The 21,273-nt window shown below is 66.9% G+C and carries 25 protein-coding genes and 1 tRNA gene; 8 read left to right on the forward strand and 18 right to left on the reverse strand.

Features of this window, described 5'->3' with window-relative positions; all coding sequences use genetic code 11:
- Positions 1 to 168: 168 nt before the first annotated feature.
- The 9 genes from urtE to hemN all read right to left on the reverse strand — a co-directional run bounded on the left by urtE (position 169) and on the right by hemN (position 9,331).
- Entirely contained in the window at positions 169 to 861 is a 693-nt protein-coding gene (urtE, locus tag WS51_RS14815) for an urea ABC transporter ATP-binding subunit UrtE (RefSeq protein WP_059800325.1), read from the reverse strand.
- Positions 862 to 865: 4 nt separating this feature from the next.
- Entirely contained in the window at positions 866 to 1,723 is an 858-nt protein-coding gene (urtD, locus tag WS51_RS14820) for an urea ABC transporter ATP-binding protein UrtD (RefSeq protein WP_063548392.1), read from the reverse strand.
- On the reverse strand, positions 1,720 to 2,907 hold the full coding sequence (urtC, locus tag WS51_RS14825; protein ID WP_059772294.1) for an urea ABC transporter permease subunit UrtC: 1,188 nt from the start codon (positions 2,905 to 2,907) through the stop codon (positions 1,720 to 1,722). Before urtC ends, urtD begins: the two co-directional genes overlap by 4 nt.
- A gap of 1 nt (position 2,908) precedes the next feature.
- Positions 2,909 to 4,528, reverse strand: a complete 1,620-nt coding sequence (urtB, locus tag WS51_RS14830; RefSeq protein WP_069229389.1) for an urea ABC transporter permease subunit UrtB — start codon at positions 4,526 to 4,528, stop codon at positions 2,909 to 2,911.
- A gap of 126 nt (positions 4,529 to 4,654) precedes the next feature.
- Positions 4,655 to 5,962, reverse strand: a complete 1,308-nt coding sequence (gene urtA, locus WS51_RS14835; protein WP_059448240.1) for an urea ABC transporter substrate-binding protein — start codon at positions 5,960 to 5,962, stop codon at positions 4,655 to 4,657.
- 548 nt (positions 5,963 to 6,510) lie between these two features.
- Positions 6,511 to 6,834: a rhodanese-like domain-containing protein gene (locus WS51_RS14840; protein ID WP_006758748.1), complete on the reverse strand. Its 324-nt coding sequence runs from the start codon at positions 6,832 to 6,834 to the stop codon at positions 6,511 to 6,513.
- Between the two features lie 14 nt (positions 6,835 to 6,848).
- The gene (locus WS51_RS14845) at positions 6,849 to 7,505 is read right to left on the reverse strand and encodes a protein-L-isoaspartate O-methyltransferase family protein (protein WP_059507080.1); all 657 of its coding nucleotides are present in this window, start codon (positions 7,503 to 7,505) and stop codon (positions 6,849 to 6,851) included.
- Positions 7,506 to 7,609: 104 nt separating this feature from the next.
- Entirely contained in the window at positions 7,610 to 7,867 is a 258-nt protein-coding gene (locus WS51_RS14850) for a hypothetical protein (protein ID WP_059448113.1), read from the reverse strand.
- A 72-nt stretch (positions 7,868 to 7,939) separates the two neighbouring features.
- Positions 7,940 to 9,331, reverse strand: coding sequence for an oxygen-independent coproporphyrinogen III oxidase (gene hemN / locus WS51_RS14855; protein WP_059790157.1), 1,392 nt, complete (start codon positions 9,329 to 9,331; stop codon positions 7,940 to 7,942).
- Between the two features lie 170 nt (positions 9,332 to 9,501).
- On the opposite strand from hemN, the gene WS51_RS14860 reads away from it, so the two are divergent.
- The 3 genes from WS51_RS14860 (at position 9,502) to WS51_RS14870 (ending at position 11,451) form a co-directional block, all read left to right on the forward strand.
- The gene (locus WS51_RS14860; RefSeq protein ID WP_059448115.1) at positions 9,502 to 9,819 is read left to right on the forward strand and encodes a YkgJ family cysteine cluster protein; all 318 of its coding nucleotides are present in this window, start codon (positions 9,502 to 9,504) and stop codon (positions 9,817 to 9,819) included.
- Between the two features lie 141 nt (positions 9,820 to 9,960).
- On the forward strand, positions 9,961 to 10,542 hold the full coding sequence (locus WS51_RS14865) for a DUF1439 domain-containing protein (protein WP_069229390.1): 582 nt from the start codon (positions 9,961 to 9,963) through the stop codon (positions 10,540 to 10,542).
- A 78-nt stretch (positions 10,543 to 10,620) separates the two neighbouring features.
- Positions 10,621 to 11,451, forward strand: a complete 831-nt coding sequence (locus tag WS51_RS14870; protein WP_059507082.1) for an undecaprenyl-diphosphate phosphatase — start codon at positions 10,621 to 10,623, stop codon at positions 11,449 to 11,451.
- A gap of 117 nt (positions 11,452 to 11,568) precedes the next feature.
- Here WS51_RS14870 and trmB read toward each other — a convergent pair whose 3' ends face one another.
- Together trmB and WS51_RS14880 are read right to left on the reverse strand one after the other, a co-directional pair.
- Positions 11,569 to 12,336 carry a tRNA (guanosine(46)-N7)-methyltransferase TrmB gene (gene trmB / locus WS51_RS14875; protein WP_059507083.1) on the reverse strand — a complete coding sequence of 256 codons (768 nt, stop codon included), beginning with the start codon at positions 12,334 to 12,336 and terminating at the stop codon, positions 11,569 to 11,571.
- A 133-nt stretch (positions 12,337 to 12,469) separates the two neighbouring features.
- Positions 12,470 to 12,544, reverse strand: a tRNA-Gly gene (locus tag WS51_RS14880).
- Positions 12,545 to 12,859: 315 nt separating this feature from the next.
- On the opposite strand from WS51_RS14880, the gene WS51_RS14885 reads away from it, so the two are divergent.
- Both WS51_RS14885 and WS51_RS14890 read left to right on the forward strand, forming a co-directional pair.
- Positions 12,860 to 13,936: an Imm71 family immunity protein gene (locus tag WS51_RS14885; protein WP_060110213.1), complete on the forward strand. Its 1,077-nt coding sequence runs from the start codon at positions 12,860 to 12,862 to the stop codon at positions 13,934 to 13,936.
- 321 nt (positions 13,937 to 14,257) lie between these two features.
- The gene (locus WS51_RS14890) at positions 14,258 to 14,602 is read left to right on the forward strand and encodes a cupin domain-containing protein (protein WP_069229391.1); all 345 of its coding nucleotides are present in this window, start codon (positions 14,258 to 14,260) and stop codon (positions 14,600 to 14,602) included.
- A 179-nt stretch (positions 14,603 to 14,781) separates the two neighbouring features.
- Here WS51_RS14890 and WS51_RS14895 read toward each other — a convergent pair whose 3' ends face one another.
- The 4 genes from WS51_RS14895 to WS51_RS14910 are packed head-to-tail and all read right to left on the reverse strand — an operon-like array spanning position 14,782 to position 15,786.
- Complete coding sequence (locus WS51_RS14895) at positions 14,782 to 14,988, reverse strand: hypothetical protein (protein ID WP_059507087.1); 207 nt, start codon at positions 14,986 to 14,988, stop codon at positions 14,782 to 14,784.
- Positions 14,989 to 14,997: 9 nt separating this feature from the next.
- Positions 14,998 to 15,210 (reverse strand): 30S ribosomal protein S21, encoded by a 213-nt coding sequence (gene rpsU / locus WS51_RS14900; RefSeq protein WP_059448124.1) that lies wholly within the window; start codon positions 15,208 to 15,210, stop codon positions 14,998 to 15,000.
- Positions 15,211 to 15,244: 34 nt separating this feature from the next.
- Positions 15,245 to 15,454 carry a hypothetical protein gene (locus WS51_RS14905; RefSeq protein ID WP_059448125.1) on the reverse strand — a complete coding sequence of 70 codons (210 nt, stop codon included), beginning with the start codon at positions 15,452 to 15,454 and terminating at the stop codon, positions 15,245 to 15,247.
- Positions 15,455 to 15,501: 47 nt separating this feature from the next.
- A complete protein-coding gene (locus WS51_RS14910) occupies positions 15,502 to 15,786 on the reverse strand; it encodes a hypothetical protein (protein ID WP_059507088.1) in 285 nt (94 codons plus the stop codon).
- Between the two features lie 480 nt (positions 15,787 to 16,266).
- On the opposite strand from WS51_RS14910, the gene WS51_RS14920 reads away from it, so the two are divergent.
- Positions 16,267 to 17,427: a mandelate racemase/muconate lactonizing enzyme family protein gene (locus tag WS51_RS14920; RefSeq protein ID WP_069229392.1), complete on the forward strand. Its 1,161-nt coding sequence runs from the start codon at positions 16,267 to 16,269 to the stop codon at positions 17,425 to 17,427.
- Between the two features lie 148 nt (positions 17,428 to 17,575).
- Here the strand turns inward: WS51_RS14920 and WS51_RS14925 are convergent, their stop codons facing one another.
- The 3 genes from WS51_RS14925 to WS51_RS14935 all read right to left on the reverse strand — a co-directional run bounded on the left by WS51_RS14925 (position 17,576) and on the right by WS51_RS14935 (position 19,580).
- Positions 17,576 to 18,112 (reverse strand): chromate transporter, encoded by a 537-nt coding sequence (locus tag WS51_RS14925; protein WP_059507091.1) that lies wholly within the window; start codon positions 18,110 to 18,112, stop codon positions 17,576 to 17,578.
- The gene (locus WS51_RS14930) at positions 18,109 to 18,696 is read right to left on the reverse strand and encodes a chromate transporter (RefSeq protein WP_147956027.1); all 588 of its coding nucleotides are present in this window, start codon (positions 18,694 to 18,696) and stop codon (positions 18,109 to 18,111) included. Before WS51_RS14930 ends, WS51_RS14925 begins: the two co-directional genes overlap by 4 nt.
- A gap of 128 nt (positions 18,697 to 18,824) precedes the next feature.
- Positions 18,825 to 19,580 carry a DeoR/GlpR family DNA-binding transcription regulator gene (locus WS51_RS14935; RefSeq protein ID WP_069229393.1) on the reverse strand — a complete coding sequence of 252 codons (756 nt, stop codon included), beginning with the start codon at positions 19,578 to 19,580 and terminating at the stop codon, positions 18,825 to 18,827.
- Positions 19,581 to 19,661: 81 nt separating this feature from the next.
- On the opposite strand from WS51_RS14935, the gene WS51_RS14940 reads away from it, so the two are divergent.
- Both WS51_RS14940 and WS51_RS14945 read left to right on the forward strand, forming a co-directional pair.
- Positions 19,662 to 20,267 (forward strand): NUDIX domain-containing protein, encoded by a 606-nt coding sequence (locus WS51_RS14940; RefSeq protein ID WP_069229394.1) that lies wholly within the window; start codon positions 19,662 to 19,664, stop codon positions 20,265 to 20,267.
- A gap of 79 nt (positions 20,268 to 20,346) precedes the next feature.
- Positions 20,347 to 21,231, forward strand: a complete 885-nt coding sequence (locus WS51_RS14945; RefSeq protein ID WP_059790168.1) for an SIR2 family NAD-dependent protein deacylase — start codon at positions 20,347 to 20,349, stop codon at positions 21,229 to 21,231.
- Positions 21,232 to 21,273: the final 42 nt, after the last annotated feature.

A 21,273-nucleotide genomic window follows, 5' to 3' on the forward strand; every position in this document is an offset into this window, starting at 1 on the left:
AGCAGCAGAGGGGCGCGGTGATCATGGATGCTACCGCAACACGGCACGCTCGGGGTGTGCGGGGTGCCGAACGTAGCGACAGCGAGGGCAGCCGCGATGCCGGAGTTCATCCGGCATGCGTCGATCGACGGCGCCGTGCGGCGACGTCATCGCGTGCCGTATGCGCCGCTACACCGCGATCAGCTCGCGCACGCCGTTCGTCTCCATGTCGTGTGCGTCGCCGCCCGCTATGACCTCGCCGCGGCTCATCACCCAGTAACGGTCCGCGATCGAGCGCGCGAAGTCGTAATACTGCTCGACGAGCAGCACGGTCATCCTCGATTCGTCGACGAGCTGGCGCAGCGTGCGGCCGATGTCCTGGATGATCGACGGCTGGATGCCCTCGGTGGGCTCGTCGAGGATCAGCAACTGCGGCTCGCTCATCAGCGCGCGGCCGATCGCGAGCTGCTGCTGCTGGCCGCCCGACAGGTCGCCGCCACGCCGTGCACGCATGTCCTTCAGCACCGGGAACAGGTCGTAGATGCGGTCGGGCACTTTCGACGGCGCCTTGCGGCTTGCCGCGCCGACGAGCAGGTTCTCCTCGACGGTGAGGCGCGGAAAGATGTCGCGGCCCTGCGGCACGTACGCGAGGCCGGCCGCGACGCGCGCATACGGCGGCAACGTGCCGAGCGCCGTGCCGCGCCACGACACGCTGCCGCTCTTCGCGGCGACGACACCCATCAGGCAACGCAGCAACGTGCTCTTGCCGACGCCGTTGCGGCCGAGCAGCACGGTGAGCTTTCCTTCGTCGGCGGCCAGCGTGACGTTGCGCAGGATGTGGCTGCCGCCGTAGTACTGGTTCAGTGCATCGATCTTCAGCATGGGATTACCGTCCGAGGTAAGACTCGATCACCGCGTCGTCGCGCTTGACCTGGTCGAGCGTGCCTTGCGCGAGCACCGCGCCTTCGGCCATCACCGTCACGCGGCCGGTGTCGCCGGCGAGCGCCGCGACGAACTCCATGTCGTGCTCGACGACCATCATCGAGCAGGTGCCGCGCAGCGTGTTCAGCAGCTTCGCGAGTTCCATCGTTTCGTGATCCGTCATCCCGGCCGCCGGCTCGTCGAGCAGCAGCAGCGCCGGGCGCTGCATCAGCAGCATGCCGATCTCGAGCCGCTGTTTCTGCCCGTGCGACAGCTCGCCGGCCGCGCGATAAGCGTCGCTCTCGAGGCCGATGAGCGCGAGCGTCTCCTCGATCTTCGCCTGCGCGGTGCGGTCGAGCCGCGCGCGCAGCGACGCGAGCCAGCCCTTGTCGGTCTGCATCGCCAGTTCGAGGTTTTCCCAAACCGGGTGCTGCTCGAACACGGTCGGCTTCTGGAACTTGCGGCCGATGCCCGCGCGTGCGATCTCGGGTTCGCTCATCCGCGCGAGATCGATGGTCTGGCCGAGAAACACCTTGCCCGCATCGGGGCGCGTCTTGCCGGTGATTACGTCCATCATCGTCGTCTTGCCCGCGCCGTTCGGGCCGATCACGCAGCGCAGCTCGCCCGCGTCGATCGCGAGCGACAGCTTGTTCAGCGCGCGAAAGCCGTCGAAGCTCACCTCGATGTCCTCGAGGTAGAGGATCGTGCCGTGCGACGTGTCGATGCCGGGTGGCACCACGCGGCTCATCGATGCGGTGCCGCTGACGGTCAGCAGCTCGTCCTCGGCCGGCGGCGTGAACTGGTAGAGGGCCGTGCCGTTCATGCGCGTTTTCCTTTTGCGAGCAGCGTGTCGACGAGGCCCATGATGCCGCGCGGCAACAGCAGCGGCACGAGCACGAAGATCAGGCCGAGAAAGAACAGCCAGTATTCGGCGAAGTACGCGGTAAAGAGGCTCTTCGCGCCGTTCACCGCGAACGCGCCGACGATCGGCCCGATCAGCGTGCCGCGCCCGCCCACCGCGACCCAGATCGCCATCTCGATCGAGTTGCCGGGCGACATCTCGCCAGGGTTGATGATGCCGACCTGCGGCACGTACAACGCGCCCGCGATCGCGCACAGCACGGCCGACAGCGTCCATACGAACAGCTTGTACGCGAGCGGGCTGTAGCCGAGGAACATCAGCCGCGTCTCGCCGTCGCGCACCGCGGTGACCACGCGCCCGAGCTTGCTGGTGACGATCGCGCGCGCGGCGATGAACGCGAGCACGAGCGTCGCGAAGGTCAGCAGCAACAGCACGGTGCGCGTGCCGGGCGACGTGATCGGAAATCCGGCGATGCGCTTGAAATCGGTGAAGCCGTTGTTGCCGCCGAAGCCCGTCTCGTTGCGAAAGAACAGCAGCATCGCGGCGAACGTCAGCGCCTGCGTGATGATCGACAGGTACACGCCCTTCACGCGCGAGCGGAACGTGAAGAAGCCGAACACCCACGCGAGCACGGCCGGCACGAGCACGACCAGCGCGAGCGCCCAGGCGAGATGCTGCGTGCCGCTCCAGTACCAGGGCAGTTGATGCCAGTCGAGAAATACCATGAAGTCGGGCAGGTCGCTGCCGTACTTGCCGTCGCGGCCGATCTCGCGCATCAGGTACATGCCGATCGCATAACCGCCGAGCGCGAAGAAGAGGCCATGGCCGAGACTCAGGATTCCGCAATAACCCCAGACGAGATCGAGCGCGAGCGCGGCGATGGCGTAGCACATCAGCTTGCCGGCGAGCGTCATCGCATATGCGGACAGATGGAACGCGCTCGCTTCGGGCGCAACCAGCGCGGCGAGCGGCACGCCGATGCCGATCGCAAGGCACAGCGCGACGAGCGCGAGCCACGCGCGGCGCGACAGCAGCGCGGGGCGGGGCGGCAGGCCGAGCGCGAAACCGTCTGCCGCACGTGCGGCGGCCGCGGGCTTCGGCGCGTCGGCGACCGGGTTCGGCAACGAATCGGTGATTGAAGTCATGTCAGGCCTCCGCGCTGCGTCCCTTCGGGGCGAACATGCCCTGCGGACGTTTCTGGATGAACAGCACGATCATCACGAGCACCGCGATCTTCGCGAGCACGGCGCCCCAGAACGGCTCGATCGCCTTGCTGACGAGGCCGAGCCCGAAGCCGCCGAGCACGGTGCCGGCAATCTGGCCGACGCCGCCGAGCACGACCGCCATGAATGAATCGATGATGTAGTTTTGCCCGAGGTCCGGGCCCACGTTGCCGATCTGCGACAGCGCGCAGCCGCCCAGGCCCGCGATGCCCGCGCCGAACGCGAACGCATACGCGTCGACGCGCGCGGTCTTCACGCCGACACAGGCGGCCATCCGGCGGTTCTGCGTGACCGCTCGCACGAACAGGCCTAGCCGCGTCTTCGTCAGCACGCCCCACGCGACACACACGACCGCGAGCGCGAACGCGAGGATCGCGAGCCGGTTGTACGGCAGGATCAGGTTCTGCATCACGGTCACGCCGCCGCTCATCCACGACGGGTTCACGACCTGCACGTTCTGCGCGCCGAACAGCATGCGCGTCGCCTGGATCAGGATCAGGCTCACGCCGAAGGTCGCAAGCAGCGTTTCGAGCGGGCGGCCATACAGGTGCCGAAGCACGAGCCGCTCGAGCACGATGCCGACCAATGCGGCCGCCGCGAACGACACCGGCACGGCGATCAGCGGATACCAGTCGAACGCCGCCGGCACGTAGCGCTGGATCAGCGTCTGCACGACATAGGTTGCGTACGCACCGATCATCAGGAATTCGCCGTGCGCCATGTTGATCACGCCGATCAGCCCGTACGTGATCGCGAGGCCGAGCGCCGCGAGCAGCAGCACGCTGCCGAGCGACAGGCCCGCGAACACGGTGCCGGCGATCTCGCCGCGGCGCTGCAGCGCGTGCAATGCGTCGAGCCCCTGTTGCGCGGCTTCGCGCACGCGCGCATCGGGCTCGGCGAAGCTGCCGTCGGTATTCGTTGCGACGAGCGGGCGCAACTGTTCGATCATGTCGAGGTCGCGGCGCGCGGCCACCACCTGCACGGCTTCGAGGCGCTTTGCCGGATCGGCATCGTGCAGCGCGGCGATCGCCCATAGCGCGTCGAGGCGGCGCTTCAATGCCGGATCGGTTTCCTTCGCGCGTGCGCGATCGATCATCGGCTTGAGTGCCGGGTCGGGCGACTTCAGCAGCGCGTCGATCGCATCGCGGCGCGCGGCGACGTCGGGCGACGCGAGCGCGAGGCCCGACAGCGCGCCGGCGATCTTCGTGCGCAGCAGATTGTTCAGCATCACGGGCTGCGCGTCACCTGCCGGCGTCGCGGCCTGCGTGAGCGCATCGTGCGCGCTGTCGCCGGTCTGGATCAGCAGGCGTCCGTCGCCGGTCGCGAGTGCGTCGCCGCTCGACAGCGCATTGAGCAACGCGACGGCGCGCGGGTCGGCATCGGCGGCGAGATGGTCGATCGCGGCCGCCTTGGCGTCGAAGTCGTCGCCGGCGAGCGCGGCGGTATCGGCCGCCGTCAGCGCGAATGCGGCACGCGGCAGCGTAGCCGCCAGCGCGGCACAGGCGACGATCGCGACGGCGGCGCGGCGAAAGCGTGTAGGCATCGGGAAATCCTGTGGGGCGTGGGAAAGCGAATGCATGCGGCAGTGGGGGCCGGTGCGTGACCGAACGCGTGCCGCAAGCCTGCGCTTAACGGAGCGCCACGCCGGTGCGCGGCGCTCCTCGTCGCGTCAGGCCAGCGCCGCGCGCTGCCGGCGCAGGAACGCCGGGATCGAGCTGACGATGTCCGGCTTGCCCTGGTTGCCGGCGATGAACGGGCTCCACGGCTGCGCGCGCACCGCCGTCTTCGTCTTCCACACGACGTTGAATTGCCCGTCGCCGCGGATCTCGCCGATCATCACCGGTTTGTGCAGGTGGTGATTGCCGTCCATCGAGAGCGTGAAGCCCGACGGCGCGGCGACCGTCTGGCCGATCATCGCGACGCGCACCTTGTCGACATCGGTGCTCTTCGCCTTCTCGACCGCCTGCTTCCACATGTGGATGCCGACATAGGTCGCTTCCATCGGATCGTTGGTCACGCGCTTCGCGCCGCCCGGCAGGTTGTTCGCCTTCACCCACGCGGCGAACTGGTCCTTGAACTTCGTGTTCGTCGGGTTCTTCACCGACATGAAGTAGTTCCACGCGGCGAGGTGGCCGACGAGCGGCTTCGTGTCGATCCCGCGCAGTTCTTCCTCGCCGACCGAGAACGCGACCACCGGCACGTCCGTCGCCTTGATCCCCTGGTTGCCGAGCTCCTTGTAGAAGGGCACGTTCGAGTCGCCGTTGATCGTCGAGATGACGGTCGTCTTGCCGCCCTGCGCGAAGTTCTTGATGTTCGCGACGATCGTCTGGTAATCGCTGTGGCCGAACGGCGTGTAGACCTCCTGAATGTCGGCTTCCTTTACGCCCTTCGACTTGAGGAACGCGCGCAGGATCTTGTTGGTCGTGCGCGGATACACATAGTCGGTGCCGAGCAGGAAGAAGCGCTTCGCGCCGCCGCCTTCCGCGCTCATCAGGTACTCGACGGCGGGGATCGCCTGCTGGTTCGGAGCTGCGCCCGTGTAGAACACGTTGCGCGACATTTCCTCGCCTTCATATTGCACCGGGTAGTAGAGCAGGCCGTTCAGTTCCTCGAACACCGGCAGCACCGACTTGCGCGACACCGACGTCCAGCAGCCGAACACGCACGCGACCTTGTCCTGCGTGAGCAGCTGGCGCGCCTTCTCCGCGAACAGCGGCCAGTTCGACGCGGGGTCGACGACCACCGGCTCGAGCTTGCGCCCCATCACACCGCCGCTCTTGTTGATGTCGGCGATCGTCATCAGCGCCGTATCCTTCAGCGACGTTTCGGAGATGGCCATCGTGCCCGACAGCGAATGCAGGATGCCGACTTTGATCGGACCCGTGCCCGCATCGGCCGCATGCGCGAACGGGCTCTTGCCCGCCAGCGCGAGTGCACCGGCCATCGAACCGAACTTCAGCAGACTGCGACGTTTCATCGAGTTCCCCTTGACGTGTTGGATTGGCGTGCGCCGTGACGGCGCCGGCATCGAACTAACGCAAGGCATGTGCCAGTCGCGCGGATGCACGCCGGGCGTGCCTGTGAGCGGCGGCGCGACGCGTTTGCGTGGTGCGCGTGACGCGTCGTGCAGCATCCGCGACCCGTTGCGGTGCAGTCGCGCGGGCGCAAATGGTGCATGGTGTGCGCCGGCGTGCGAGCGCGAACGTCACTGGCTGACGGAAATGCGGAATCGATCGATGCGCGTGCATCGAGCCGCGTCGTGGCGGCGCCGCCGTGCACAAGGGGAGTGAAGCGCGAAGGGAATGACGAAGCGATTCCGTCGACGGCGGCGATGCCCGGATGCTCGCCGTCGCTCGCTATCGAACCGGCGCGGACGGTCGACGCGCCGAAGCAATCGGAGGAGGAAAGAGAATGGAGAAGCAGAAACGCAAACGGGCGCGCCATGTGCGCCCGTTCGGCGGAGCGGTGCGATCGGCTGCGGCGCAGCCGGTCGCCATGGCGGCGCGTGATGCACCGCCGGGAACGTCAGTAACGCGGCACGGACGGATCGACGTCGCGCGACCACGCGTCGATCCCGCCTTGCAGGTTGTACAGCTTCGTGAAGCCGCGCGATTCGAGGAACATCGCGACCTGCGCGCTGCGCATTCCGTGATGGCACACGCAGACGATTTCCGCTTCGTCGTCGAGCTCCTCGCTGCGCGCGGGGATCTGCTGCATCGGGATCGACACGCTGCCGGCGATCTGCGCGGTCGAGATTTCCCACGGTTCGCGCACGTCGAGCACGACCGGCGCGGGACGCGCCGGGTCGCGCAGCCATTCCGCGAGCATCGCGGGTGTCAGGATCTGCATGGAGGCTCCGCCGCTCAGAACTTGAAGCGCGACGGCTCGATCGCGTTGACGAGGTGATCGACGTAGGTTTCGAACACGTCGGCGACACGGTACTGCTTGTCGTCGATGCGCGTGATGATCTGCGCCTTCATCACCGGACGGCCGCCGACGAACGCCGACAGGCGGCCGCCGACCTTCAGCTGCTCGAGCATCTGCTGCGGCACGACCGGCAGGCCGCCCGCGACGCAGATCACGTCGTACGGCGCCTTGTCGGGCCAGCCGAGCGAGCCGTCGCCGAGCACGACTTCCGCGTTCGTCACGCCGTCGTTGCGCAGGTTGTCCGCCGCGAACCTGGCGATGGCCGGATCGATATCGACGGCCGTCACGTGCTGCGCGCGATGCGCGAACAGCGCGGTCAGATAACCCGAACCCGCGCCGACGACGAGCACGTTCTCGTGCTTCTTGACCGCCAGTTCCTGCAGCACGCGCGCTTCGACGCGCGGGAACAGCATCTTGCTGCTGCCGCCGGGCAGCGGCAGTTCGAGGTCGGCGAACGCGAGAGCGCGGTGTTCGGGCAACACGTAGTTTTCGCGCTTGACGATCGACAGCAGGCCCAGGACGTCCAGATCCAGCACATCCCACGGCCGGATCTGTTGTTCGATCATGTTGAAACGCGCGTTTTCGATATTCATGGTGTGGTCACGCAGCCAGGTCGGCCATCAGCGGGGATAGAGAAACTTCGTGATTGTACCAAACGGGGCGCCGGCAAAGCCTTCAGACGGCCTGCAACAGACCTTTACCCCTTGCTCTTCTTGATCTGTGCCTCGAATGCGAGGTCGAGCTTGCTGGCCTTGCGCGGTTTTTTGGGGCCAAATTCGTCGACGAACCTGACGAATTCGTCGAGGGGCAGCGGCTCGCTGCGCTTCTCGGCGGTGCCGCCGGAGCGGTCGACCAGATAGAACAGGCCGCCCGCCATCGCGACGGCCGCGAACTGCGGGTTGCCGGAACGGGTCTTCAGGCGTTCGACCGCGTTGGTTGCTTTGGTGGTGCGCATCGTGCGGATTCTTGCAGGGGCGTTGAACCCCTTACTTTATCAAACCGGCCGCCCGCATGCGGCCGTGCGGCTTCAGACGGTGCGCGAGTAGCTTTGCCGCGGCGTCCGGCCGAGATAGGCGTCGAACGCCATCGCGATGTTGCGCACGACCATCCGGCCAGGCGGATGGATCGTCAGGCGATCGCCGCCGATGGTCAGCAGCCCGTCCTGCTCGAACGCGCGCAGCGCGTCGAGCTCGCGCGCGAAATGATCGGCGAAGCGCACGCCGTGCGCGGCCTCGATATGCGAGAACGGCAGTTCGAGATTGCACATCAGCTGGGTGATCACGTCGCGGCGCAGCCGGTCGTCGGGCGTGAGCCGCACACCGCGCGCGATCGGCAGCCGCCCGCCGTCCAGCGCGGCGCCGTACGCCGGCAGGTCCTTCGCGTTCTGCGCATAGACGTCGCCGACCTTCCCGATCGACGACACGCCGAAGCCGACCAGATCCGTATCCGCGCGCGTGCTGTAGCCCTGGAAGTTGCGCTGCAGCGTGCCGTTGCGCTGCGCGCGCACGAGTTCGTCGGTCGGCCGCGCGAAGTGATCCATCCCGATGTACACGTAGCCGGCCTGCGTCAGCATGTCGATCGCGAGGCCGAGCAGCGCGACGCGCGTCGCGGGCGCCGGCAGCGTCGCGTCGTCGATCTGGCGCTGCATCTTGAACAGGTGCGGCATGTGCGCGTAGCCGAATACGGAGAGGCGGTCGGGCGCGAGTTCGATGATCGTCTCGAGCGTGCGCGCGAACACGGCGACCGTCTGGTGCGGCAGCCCGTAGATCAGGTCGACGCTGACCGAATGGAAGCCCGTCGTGCGTGCGGCCGACAGCAGGTCGGCCGTCATCTCGAGCGGCTGGACGCGATTGATCGCCTGCTGCACGACCGGATCGAAATCCTGCACGCCGAGGCTCAGCCGGTTGAAACCGATGTTGCGCAGGTGGACGAGCGTCGCGGGCGTGACCGTGCGCGGGTCGATCTCGATCGAGAATTCCGCGTCGGTGTCCGGCGCGAGCGCGAAATGTTCGCGGGTGGCCACCATCAGCTCCGCCGTTTCGTCGTCGGACAGGAAGGTCGGCGTGCCGCCGCCCCAATGCAGCTGCGTGACCGGGCGCGCGGGATCGAACAGCGCGGCCTGCAGCGCCAGTTCGCGCTTCAGTTGATCGAGATACGGGCGCGCGCGGCGGCGGTTGTTGGTCGCGATCTTGTTGCAGCCGCAATAGAAGCAGGCCGTATTGCAGAACGGAATGTGGAAGTACAGCGACAGGTCGCTCGACGACGCGCCCGGATCGCCGGCCGCGCGGACATAGTCGGCCGGGTCGAAATCGTCGCGGAACTGCAGCGCGGTAGGGTAGGACGTATAGCGCGGCCCGTTCGTGCCGTACTTCGCGAGCAAATCGGGACGGAACAGTGAGTCGGCAGAACCGGAACGCATGATGGTCTCGCGCTTTTTAGATGCTTTCGAGTATATAAACGCGCGTTCCGCCTGCATTGTGTAATAACGTCGCAGCCGACGGTGGCACAATGCGCGGTGGGCGGCCGCGCGCTGCGTCCGGTTGCCGCACCGTTTTTCGTTGTTCGTGAGAGAGTCGAGTGTCCGTCGAAATGCCTGTCCGTCCGGCGCCCGCCGATGTCCCGCCGCCGCATGCGTGCCGCGAGCGGTGCGGCGCGTGTTGCATCGCGCCGTCGATTTCGTCGCCGATTCCGGGGATGCCTGACGGCAAGCCGGCCGGCGTGCGCTGCGTGCAGCTCGGCGACGACCTGCGCTGCCGAATCTTCGGCCGGCCCGAGCGGCCCGCGTGCTGTTCGGGGCTGCAGCCGTCGGACGAGATGTGCGGTGCGTCGCGCGACGACGCGCTCGCGTGGCTGACGCGCCTCGAGGTCGCGACGCAGCCGTCGCCCGGTGCCAGCGCCGCCCGCTGACGCATTGCCCGCGCTGCCGTTCATCGGCCCGCCCATGGAACCGGCCACGTGCGCCGAAGCACTAACGTCGGTCCCCGGCCTTGCTGGCGGCCGGGCCGGTAAGCCGGCCGCCGCTGCCCCCGATACAGGAGATTGTTCAGCATGACCGCATCTTGCACGCCCGGCCGGCGCCGCTTTCTCGCCGCCTGCGCCGGCGCCATCGGCGTGTCGGTATCGCTCGCCGCCTGCGCGTCGACGTTCCCGTTCATCCCCGATCACTACACGTTCTCGCGCGCCGACGTGCAGAAAGCCGTCGCGCGCAAGTTTCCGTACCAGAAGACGGTCGCGCAGGTCGTCGACGTGTCGCTCGCCAACCCGGCCGTCAACCTGCTGCCCGACCAGAACCGTGTCGCCGTGCAGCTCGACGCGCATTTCGCGAGTCCGTTCCTGCGCGAACCGGTGAGCGGCAAGTTCATCGTGTCGGGCCAGCTGGCTTACGACGCGCCGAGCCGTTCGGTCGTGCTGAAGGCGCCGGCCGTCGACAGCCTCGTACTCGACGGCAACGCGCAGATGTACGCGCAACAGGTCGGTGCGGCCGCGGGCCTGCTCGCGACGCAGTTGCTGACCAACTATCCGATCTACACGTTCAAGCCCGAGCAGCTTCAATTTGCCGGCGTGAACTACGAACCCGGTACAATTACGATCCTTACAAACGGCATACGCGTCGCGATCGTCGAAAAGTGACGGCGCACCGCGCGCGGCCGGGCGGGCCGCGGCGGTGACGCGGCCCTTTCTTTCGACTACTTCGGAGTTGGGCCACGGATGGACTGGATCCTGATCTGCAAGGCATTGATCCTCGGCGTCGTCGAGGGGCTGACGGAATTCCTGCCGGTGTCGAGCACCGGCCACCTGATCGTCGCGGGCAGCTTCCTGAATTTCAACGATGCGCACGCGAAGACCTTCGATGTCGTGATCCAGTTCGGCGCGATCCTCGCGGTCTGCTGGGAATACCGGCAACGAATCGCGTCCGTCGTGTCCGGGCTGCCGAGCCGGCCCGACGCGCAGCGCTTCACGCTGAACGTCGTGATCGCGACGATCCCCGCGATCGCGCTCGGCCTGCTGTTCGAGAAGAAGATCAAGGCCGTGCTGTTCTCGCCGGTGCCGGTCGCGTTCGCGCTCGTGGTCGGCGGCGCGATCATCCTGTGGGCCGAGGCGCGGCAGCGCGAACGCAGGGAGCCGCCGCGCGTGCAGTCGATCGATGCGCTCACGCCGCTCGACGCGCTGAAGGTCGGCATCGCGCAATGTTTCGCGCTGGTGCCGGGCATGTCGCGCTCGGGCTCGACGATCATCGGCGGGATGCTGTTCGGCCTCGAGCGGCGCGTCGCGACCGAATTCTCGTTCTTCCTCGCGATTCCGATCATCTTCGGCGCGACGCTGTATGAAACCGTCAAGGACTGGCAGGCGTTCACCGTCGATTCGCTCGGCTTGTTCGCGCTCGGGCTCGTTGCCGCGTTCGTCAGCGCGTTCGTGTGCGTGCGCTGGCTGCTGCGTTTCGTCGCGACGCACGACTTCACCGTGTTCGCGTGGTATCGCATTGCGTTCGGCCTGTTCGTGCTGTTAGTGGGTTACAGCGGATGGCTGAACTGGGCGTGACGCCGGGGCGGGGGCAACGGCGCTTCCAATAGCAAACGGCCCGATCGGCAGCAGATGCCGGTCGGGCCGTTCGTCATTGTGCGGGGGCAGCGTGCGTTGTGCGCGCTGCGTGTTGTATCAGCCGGCGCGCTTGCGGAACACCAGGTCCCACACGCCGTGGCCGAGCCGCAGCCCGCGCCGCTCGAACTTCGTGACGGGGCGATAGTCGGGGCGCGGCGCGTAGTCGGCGGCCGTGTTTTCGAGCGTCGGTTCGGCGCCGAGCACTTCCAGCATCTGCTCCGCGTAGTTTTGCCAGTCGGTCGCGCAGTGCAGGTACGCGCCGGGCTTCAGGCGCGATGCGAGGTGCGCGACGAGCGGCGGCTGGATCAGCCGGCGCTTGTGGTGGCGCGCCTTGTGCCACGGATCCGGGAAGAAGATGTGCACGCCGTCGAGGCTTTCCGGCGCGAGCATGTGCTCGAGCACCTCGACCGCGTCGTGCTGGATGATGCGGATGTTCGTCAGGTCCTGCTCGCCGATCAGTTTCAGCAGCGCGCCGACACCCGGTTCGTGCACTTCGACGCCGAGGAAGTCGTCGCCCGGGCGATGCGCGGCGATTTCCGCGGTCGATGCGCCCATCCCGAAGCCGATCTCCAGGATGCGCGGCGCGCGGCGGCCGAACACGGCGTCCCAGTCCGGGATCTCCGCCGCATACGGGACGACGAAGCGCGGACCGAGCTCGTCGAGCGCGCGGCGCTGGCCGGTCGACACGCGGCCGGCACGCGTCACGAAGCTGCGGATGCGGCGGCGGTGCAGCGGGTTGACTTCGTCGGCGCCGTCGGCGGCTTCGTCGGGAAGGGCGGCGTCGTCCGGCGGCAGGCCGGCTTCGTTCGGATCGTCGTGCATCATCGGTGACAGAGAAAGGCTCGGTTCGGGCGTGGGCCCGTCATGCGCAGCGGTGCTGCCGGATGAACCGGCAGATGGTACAAAAAAGCCGCCTTCGACGAGGCGGCTCTTGCGCAGGCTGCCGGGCAGCCGAAGGTGGAGCGGGCGATGGGAATCGAACCCACGTCATCAGCTTGGGAAGCTGAGGTAATGGCCATTATACGACGCCCGCAGAACGCGTAATCATACAGGGTTTGCGGTGGGGATGGCAAGCGGGCCTTTTTGGGGCATCGATACTTGCATCGCTCAATGGTTGAGCGGCAGCGTCGAGTGAGTCCTCCAACCATTCACGGAATCCACCGTCCACCCTGAAGGCGCATCCCGTCGGCACGCTGTAGTATCGGGGCCGAATTTCAACGGCCCGGCGGATGTGCCGCATTCGCGTCTTGGGCGATGCGTGTTTAAGCTCCCGTTCGATATTTTGCTTGCGTTACGCGCGGAGAGCGCTAGCCGATGGTGGCAAACAATCGACGGACGAACAGGTTCCATGATGCTGAATACTTTGACCATGACCCCCGAGCAGGAGCAGGATGCGCGAGCAAAGGCGTTTTATCTGCTCAAGAAATGGACGAGTTTCACGTTCCTGGAATACGCCGTTGGACTATATCGGGACTTTCTCGGCGCGTACGCAAAACAACTGGATACACCCAGCCCAAATCAGGTGGAGCTTGAGGAAGCCTATACACATGATTTCCTGGGGGCACTCGTGCACATGGATCTGGGCATCGATGCACTGCGCCGAGGCCTTGACAAACGGGCCGCATTCGACGCGCTGGTCGTCGGAAGCGAGCAAGGTGGCGACCTGTTGTTTGGTCGGAGTGCGCTTGAAATCGGTCGTAAATACGATCCGTTTTTTCATTCACTGGGACTGAAGGACACCAACTTTTCGGACCCGGTGTATGCCACCGGGTTCGCGGAGGGGGTATGGATCGAGAGATTGATTTGCTACGCGCTCAAGTGCACGGTTGGATTCGGTTATGTCGGGATGCTTGCATACGGAACACGTGAAGATGGCGGGACCCGCGTATTTGAGCACTGGACCTATGAATCCATGTTCGAAAATGCGCCGCTTCCGGCTTGGCGGTATTGGCCACCGGGTCGCACCTATCCGGCATCGCTTCCTCCCTGTCCGCCGAAGAACGAATCCCCAGGCGGTGAGATTTATAGCGATCAGGAGATCCCTGTCGAGGGCATCTGGGAGCCGTGGTTTCCGTCCGGCAAGGTGGGCTGTCCGAGCTACTTCCTCAAAGGCAGTATTGCCCACAAGTACCTGTTGGAAGGTACGAACGACGAACATGTGGTGCGCTGGCGGCTGCTGTGGGAGGACAAGCGTTATCGGGACGGCAGCATTCCGGCGGAGGAGCAATCTTACTTGCCCAAGCCTGTCGCGCAACCGAGACTACGGGTTCTGCCGGGGGAACCTTGTCCGCGTACCGGCTACTGGCAAAGCCCGGCCATGAAGGACCCGGTTCACGTCGAGGCGGGAGCACCGATGCCTGGGCCGCAGCGCACGGCGTGGGGGATGGTCATTTGGCACTATGCAGATCCTCAACCGGACAATTGAATAGCTACCGAGCCGCGAGGGTACCGGCGCACTCCGAGATGCGCCGGGGGCCGGGACTTCTGGACGAGCCGGCAGGAAACTCCGAATGCTTGTCGACGAGTGCGTAAAGCAGTCCTGGCCAGTCGGCTTTAACCGGCTTTCGGTGACGTTCAATCGACGTGTGTCCGTCATCGCAACACCGACCGGAACCCGCAACCCGCGCCCCCCAACACAAGCCTCTTGTCGAAAATAGACGAGTCGGTGTCGGACGCATACAAGCCGCGGCGCAGCTTTCGAACTAACGTGACAGACCTCTTACCCGATCGTTAGTCTGGAGCCGACATGTCCGATTTCATCACCGTTCTGCGCAAAACCTGCCCGACCCCGGTCGTCGACGCGACCAAGTGGAAGCGCATCGGCGGCGATCCGCATACCGTGAACCTCAACGCCTACGTGTCGAAGGATGGCAGCAAGATCATGGGCACCTGGATCTGCACGCCCGGCAAGTTCGAGGTGAATTACAAGAAATGGGAGTACTGCCACTTCCTCGACGGCTATTGCATCATCACGCCGGAAGGCGAGGAGCCGGTGCACCTGAAGGCCGGCGACGTGTTCGTGATCGAACCCGGCATGAAAGGCACATGGGAAGTGGTCGAGACGGTGCGCAAGTATTTCGTCTTCGCGTGAGCGGGCCTGACGGTTCGACTCGCGCCCCGGCGTCGGTTGATTCGATGCGTTGAAACGCATCCGTACCCGTGCCAACGCGCACGGGTTTCAGCCGGGATCGCGAAATAACGCGCCGAGCGTGGTCGCGCATCCGCGCCACGCTGACCGTCACGACGCGATCCGACATCGTCGAGCGCCGCTCACTGCTCGATGCTCAGCGCCTTTTCGATCGCGGCAATCAATCGGAATGCATCGTCCCGGCCGATCAGGAGGCCGCGACTGGTGTACTCGCAGCCGAACGCGTAGAAACTCGGCAGAAGCGTGATCGCATCGTTCTGTCGATCGAAATCGACCTCGCATTTCGTCAACGGGAAGAATGGACGGTCCTCGACGGTCGGCTGGTACACGGCGTTCTCCTAATAGAGCTTGCGAGGCGGCAGCATGCGTTTCGCGCGCAGGCGCTGTCTCGCGACGGCGCTGGCTTTCTTGCGCTTGCGCTCGGTGGTCGGCTTTTCATAGCCGGTGCGACTGCGCAGTTCGCGGATCAGGCCCGTCTTCTCGATGTCTCGCCGGAAGCGCCGGAGCGCGACATCGACAGGTTCGTTGGGCTTGAGGATGATCGTCGTCATGTAGGTCCTGTTTCAAGACGTGCGTGGAGAAAAGCTAGCCGAGCCGGGTCATTACGGCGCTCGCGATCCCGTCGGATTCGAATTCGGAATATCCGGCACGAATCGACAGTGCGCGCACGGCAGCGAACATTTGCAACTCGGGTTGATGTCGCAACGCGGAACCGACGAGACCATCGTGCGGGACTGCGTCTGTCGCGGAGATTTCGCGCCGTTCGATCAGGCGCAGGAGTTCGTCGATGATCATTTCGTCGTCCGAATCAGAATGTCGCCGTAGTGCGGCGGCAGGAAGCGTCAATGGGAATCGGCGAAGAGCGGCTGCTTGTCGCCATTGCCATCGATGATCTCCTCCGCGTAGCGAACGGACGCCCGACGGGCTTCGCCTGCCGATTCGAACGGCGCGTTCTCGAGGAGCCGGAATGTTTCGCTGCGGGTCAGCGTGTCAGTGGTGCCGCGCAGGCAGATCTTCACGGCCGCGTCGAAGCCGCCGGCGTAGTTGTGCGGATTGCCGTTCTGCGACGGAATGTGCGGGTAGATCAGCGGGTAGATTTCGAAGCCGCGATAGAGATGCATGCTCATGATGAACTCCTGGGTTCGGCCGCGACGAATCGCGTGGACGAACGCATCCGACCGGTATCACCGCAGTGCGGCGTGACGGGTGGGGTGAAAAGGGCAGCAATGCGTGCGGGTAACGGCGCGACGCAGCGAGAGGGCAGACGGCGGGGCGAGCGGCGAGTTGAGTGACGCAGGCTCGGACAAAATTCATCATACGCGCTTCGCGTCGGATGTCCATCTAATTCGCGGTGGCGCCACCAGGGCGCGAGAGCGGGCGTCGACGCACGGCGCGCCCCGCGCATGACGCAGAATTCATCCGCACTCCGATGCGGTGCGGCGCGATTCGCACGATCTCGATCGACCCGGATCGCTTCACCGCATCGCGACGGCCGCGAGCCTGCACGACATCGCGCAAGCGCCTATGATGCAGCGATCCGCCGGTCGCGCCGGCATGCGATGCGCGCATGGCCCGCGAACGCCGCACGTTTTCCCGGAACCCCGACCATGCGCATCACCGACATCCGCGAGCAAGCGATCCCGGTTTCCCGTTATGCCGATCCGGCGATTCCGTCGGGCGGCCTGACGACGAGCGTCGTCGCGATCGTCACCGACGTCGTGCGCGATGGCCGGCCGGTCACGGGTTACGGCTACGCGTCGGTCGGCCGTCATGCGCAGGGCGGGCTGATTCGCGAACGGTTCGCGCCGCGTCTGCTGGCCGCCGCGCACGCCATCGCGGACGACCCCGGCACGAACCTCGATCCATTTCGCGCATGGCGCGCGATGATGGCGGGCGAGAAGCCCGGCGGGCACGGCGAACGGTGCGTCGCGGTCGGCGTGCTCGACATGGCGATCTGGGATGCCGCCGCGAAGATCGCGGGCCTGCCGCTCCATCGCTTCGTCGCCGACCGGCTCGCGCGCCATGCCACGCCTCGCGTGCGTGTCTATGCGGGCGGCGGCTACCGTTATCCGCACGACGATCTCGCGCGCCTGTCGGACGAGATGCGCCGCATCGCCGATCTCGGCTACACGCACGCGAAGATCAAGATCGGCGGCGCGGATGTCGACGACGACCAAAAGCGCATCGAAGCCGCCGCGGCGTGCCTGGCGGACAGCTCGCATCTCGCGGTCGACGCGATGAACATGTACGACGCGACGAGCGGCCGCGCGGCCGCCGCGATGCTGGCACCGTTCGACCTCTGGTGGTTCGAGGACCTTTGCGATCCGCTCGACTTCCCGCTTCACGCGGAGCTTGCCGCGCAATACGCGCCGCCGGTCGCGGCCGGCGAGGCATTGTTCTCGCTCGCCGAAGCGAAGCTGCTCGAATGCTACGGCGGCCTGCGCCCGGACCGCGACTTCCTCGTGTTCGATCCGGTGCATTGCTACGGCCTGCCGGGCTACCTGCAGATCGTCGATCATTTCGTGTCGAACGGATGGCGGCGCGACGCATTCTGGCCGCACGGCGGCCATCTGTTCTCGCTGCACGTCGTGTCGGCGCTCGGGCTCGGCGGAGCAGAAGTCAGCCCGTTCGCGTTCCACCCGTTCAACGGGCTGGCGGACGGCGAATCGGTCGATGCCGGTTACGCGGCCGTGCCGCAGGCGCCGGGCATCGGCTTCGAGCTTCATGCCGCTGCGTACCGCACGTTTCGTGCGGTAGCCGGCTCGTGATCGGCGCGGCCGGCTTTCAGCGCGCGCCGAACGCCAAGCGGGCCGCAAACCCGGGCATCCTCGCCGCGACGAACCCGTCGAGCGTACGCCGCGCGAGCGCGCGCTCGAACCCTGCGCGGGAGGTCCGTGCGCCGCAGGCGATCCGCCGCTACCCGATCGCGTGCACGCCGACCAGCAGCAACGCGCCGACGACGATCAGCATCAGCGCGTGGATGCGCGTGACCATCACGCATACCGTCGACGCGATCGCGATCGCCCGCGCGGGCCAGCCGCCGTCGAGCGCCTGCAGCAGCACCCAGACCGACGCGAGGATCATGCCGGCCGCGACCGGGCGCAGGCCGGCCTCGAGCGCGACCTGCCAGCGCGCGCCCTGGTGGCGGCGCCACAGATGCGCGATGCCGTAGATCAGGAACGCGGTCGGTCCGAAGAGCGCGAGCGTCGCGATGACCGCGCCCCAGAAGCCCGCCACCTGCCAGCCGATCAGCGTCGCGAGCAACGAGCCGGGGCCCGGCGCCATTCGCGCGATCGCGAAGTCGTTCACGAATTGCGTGGCCGTCATCCAGTGATGCACGTCGACGACCTGCCGCTGGATATCGGCGATGATCGCCTGCCCGCCGCCGATCGTCGCGATCGACAGCGGCGCGAACACGCCGAACAGCGCGGCGTAGCGTGACGGGGCCGTCATCGTTCGTCGCCGCCGACCGTGGCGCCTGCGCGGCGATATTCGAGCGCGACGCTCAGCGTGCCGCCGATCAGCACGGTCCACACGAGCGGCCAGTGCAGTACCGCCACCGACACGAACGTGAGCGCCGTCACCGCGAACGGCAGCGTGCGGCGCGGCAGGCGTCGCACCGCGGTGATCGCCATCGAGATCGACAGCCCGATCGCCGCGGCGGCCGCGCCCGCGAGCGCGACGTGCGTGAGCGTGAAGCGCGTCAGCGTCGAGAACGCGACGCCGAACAGCACGATCAGCACGGCCGGCGGCGCGATGATGCCGGTGAAGCCGGCCACCGCGCCGCGCCATCCGGCCAGCCGGTAGCCGATCCAGATCGCGAGATTCTTCACGTTGACACCCGGCAGCGCCTGCGACAGCGCAAGGCCGTTGAGGAACGCTTCCTCGTCGAGCCAGCGCCGCTCGTGCACGAACTCGCGCAGCATGCGCCCGCTCAGCCCGCCGCCGAAGCTGGTCAGGCCGATCTGCGTAAACGCGACGAACAATGCGAGGACGCCGGGTGGCGCGGCTGTGGGCGGGGCGGAGGATGACGGCATCGGCGAGCGGGACGTGGCAGGTGGGCAGTCGCCCATCGTAGCAAGCGTCACCTGTCGGCACGCTGACATCACGCCGGCGGCGATGTCGGTGCCGCCCATCGCGTGCAGACCTCGAAGCCGCCGCCCGGCTAAGCGCGCACGACGGTCACGCCCGCGGCCTCGATCGGCTCGGTCAGCGCTGCATCGGTTTCACGTTCGACCACGATCGCCTGCGCGAGCGCGAGCTCGCCGATCACGAACTGCGACGCCGCTCGCAGTTTGGATTGCGAAGCCAGCACGACGGTCTCGCCGGCGCGCCCGGCCAGTGCGCGCTTGATCGCGGCTTCCTCGAAATCGCCGGTGCTCAGGCCGGCGACCGGATGAACGCCGGTCACGCCCATGAAATACAGGTCCGCGTGGATGCGCGAGATGCCTTCCATCGCCGCGGCGCCAACCGCGACGATCGAATGCTTGTACAGCCGTCCGCCGATGAGGATCACATCGATCGACGGATGCGCGGCCAACGCGACCGCGACGCTCGGGCTGTGCGTGACGATCGTCGCACGCAGATCGGGCGGCAACTGGCTGACGAGCAGCGCCGACGTCGTGCCGCCGTCGACGATCACGACCTGCCCGGGCGCGATCATCTGCGCGGCCCGGCGCGCGATGCGCCGCTTTTCGGCGGTTTCGAGCATTTCGCGTTGCGCGAACGGCGCAACTGCCGGCGACGCCGGCAGCGCGCCGCCGTGCACGCGCTGCAGCAGGCCCTCGGCCGCCAGCTCGCGCAGGTCGCGCCGGATCGTGTCCTCGGACACGCCGAATTGCGCGCTCAGCTCGACGGCCAGCACCTGGCCGTCGCGGGCGAGCGCATCGAGGATCGCCTTCTTGCGTTGGGTGGTCAGCATCGGGTTTGCACGAAATTTCTTGAAATTGCACGAAACTGCACGTTACCATGAGCGCCGTCACTTGTCGAATGGGAGACCATCATGGCTGCAACGCGGGAGCGCGTCCGCATCGTCGATACGACGGTGCTGTCCGACGACTGGTATGTGCTGAAGAAGGTAACGTTCGATTTCCAGCGCCGCGACGGCACGTGGCAGCGCCTGAGCCGCGAAACGTACGATCGCGGCAACGGCGCGACCATCCTGCTGCGCAACGCGGCGACGGGCGACGTGCTGCTCACGCGGCAGTTCCGGATGCCGGCGTTCGTCAACGGGCACGACGGGATGCTGCTCGAAGCCGCCGCCGGCCTGCTCGACGACGCGACGCCCGAAGCACGCATCCGCGCGGAAGCCGAGGAGGAAACCGGCTATCGCGTGCGCAACGTGCGCAAGGTGTTCGAGGCGTTCATGAGTCCGGGCTCGGTGACGGAAAAGCTGCATTTCTTCGTCGGCGAATACGATGCGTCGCTGCGCACCGGCGACGGCGGCGGCATCGCGGAAGAGGGCGAGGATCTCGAGGTCGTCGAGATGCCGCTGCGCGCGGCGCTGGATGCCGTCGAGCGTGGCGAGATCGTCGACGCGAAGACGATCATGCTGCTGCAGTACGTCGCGCTGCGCGAACCTGCGGCCGGGCGCACCGCGACTGCGTGATAGCGCGGCGCGGCGCCCGAACCGGCGTATGATCGCGCGACGCCACTCGCGCACCGTTCGACGCTCCCGCTGCTTCATCATGCCGATTTCAGATTCGTCCGCTTCCGCCGGTTCCACCGATTCCAGCACCGCCGCCGCATCGCTGCCGGCCCATCTGCTCGCGGCCGCCGTCGAGGCGCTCGCGCGCGCCGACGCGTTGCTCGTGACGGCCGGCGCCGGCATCGGCGTCGATTCGGGGCTGCCCGATTTTCGCGGCACGGACGGCTTCTGGCGCGCGTATCCGGCACTGCGCCACGAGCGTTTCGAATTCCACGAGATCGCTTCCCCGCAGGCGTTTCGCGCGCATCCGCAGCTTGCGTGGGGCTTTTACGGCCACCGTCTCGGACTCTACCGGCAGACGGTGCCGCACGCGGGCTTCGCGATCCTGCGGCGCTGGATGGACGCGATGCCGAACGGCGGCTTCGTGCTGACGAGCAACGTCGACGGCCAGTTCCAGAAGGCCGGTTTCGACCCGGCACGCATCGTCGAGATTCACGGGTCGATTCATGCGATGCAGTGCCTGCGCCCGTGCTCGGACGACACCTGGGACGCCGCGTCGTTCCTGCCCGACGTCGACGCGGCCGCGTGCCGGCTGGTCGGCGAGCTGCCGCGCTGCCCGCGCTGCGGCGGCCTCGCGCGGCCGAACATCCTGATGTTCGGCGACAACGGCTGGCTCGGCGAACGCTACGACGCGCAGGAGCGCGCGCTGCAGGACTGGATCGCGCAGGCGGGATGGGTGACCGTCGTCGAGATCGGCGCGGGCACCGCGATTCCGACCGTGCGTCTGTCGAGCGAACGGCTCGGTGCCGACGTGATCCGCATCAACGCGCGCGAAGCGCACGCGCGTCGCGCGGACGTGATCGGGTTGCAGGGCGGCGCGCTCGCGACGCTCGCCGAGCTCGACCGCGCATGGCGCGGCGGCTGAGCGGCGCGGGACGAATCGTCCGGCCGCGCGCTCACGGCTGCG

The organism is Burkholderia territorii (genome assembly GCF_001718335.1).
Lineage (GTDB): Bacteria > Pseudomonadota > Gammaproteobacteria > Burkholderiales > Burkholderiaceae > Burkholderia > Burkholderia territorii.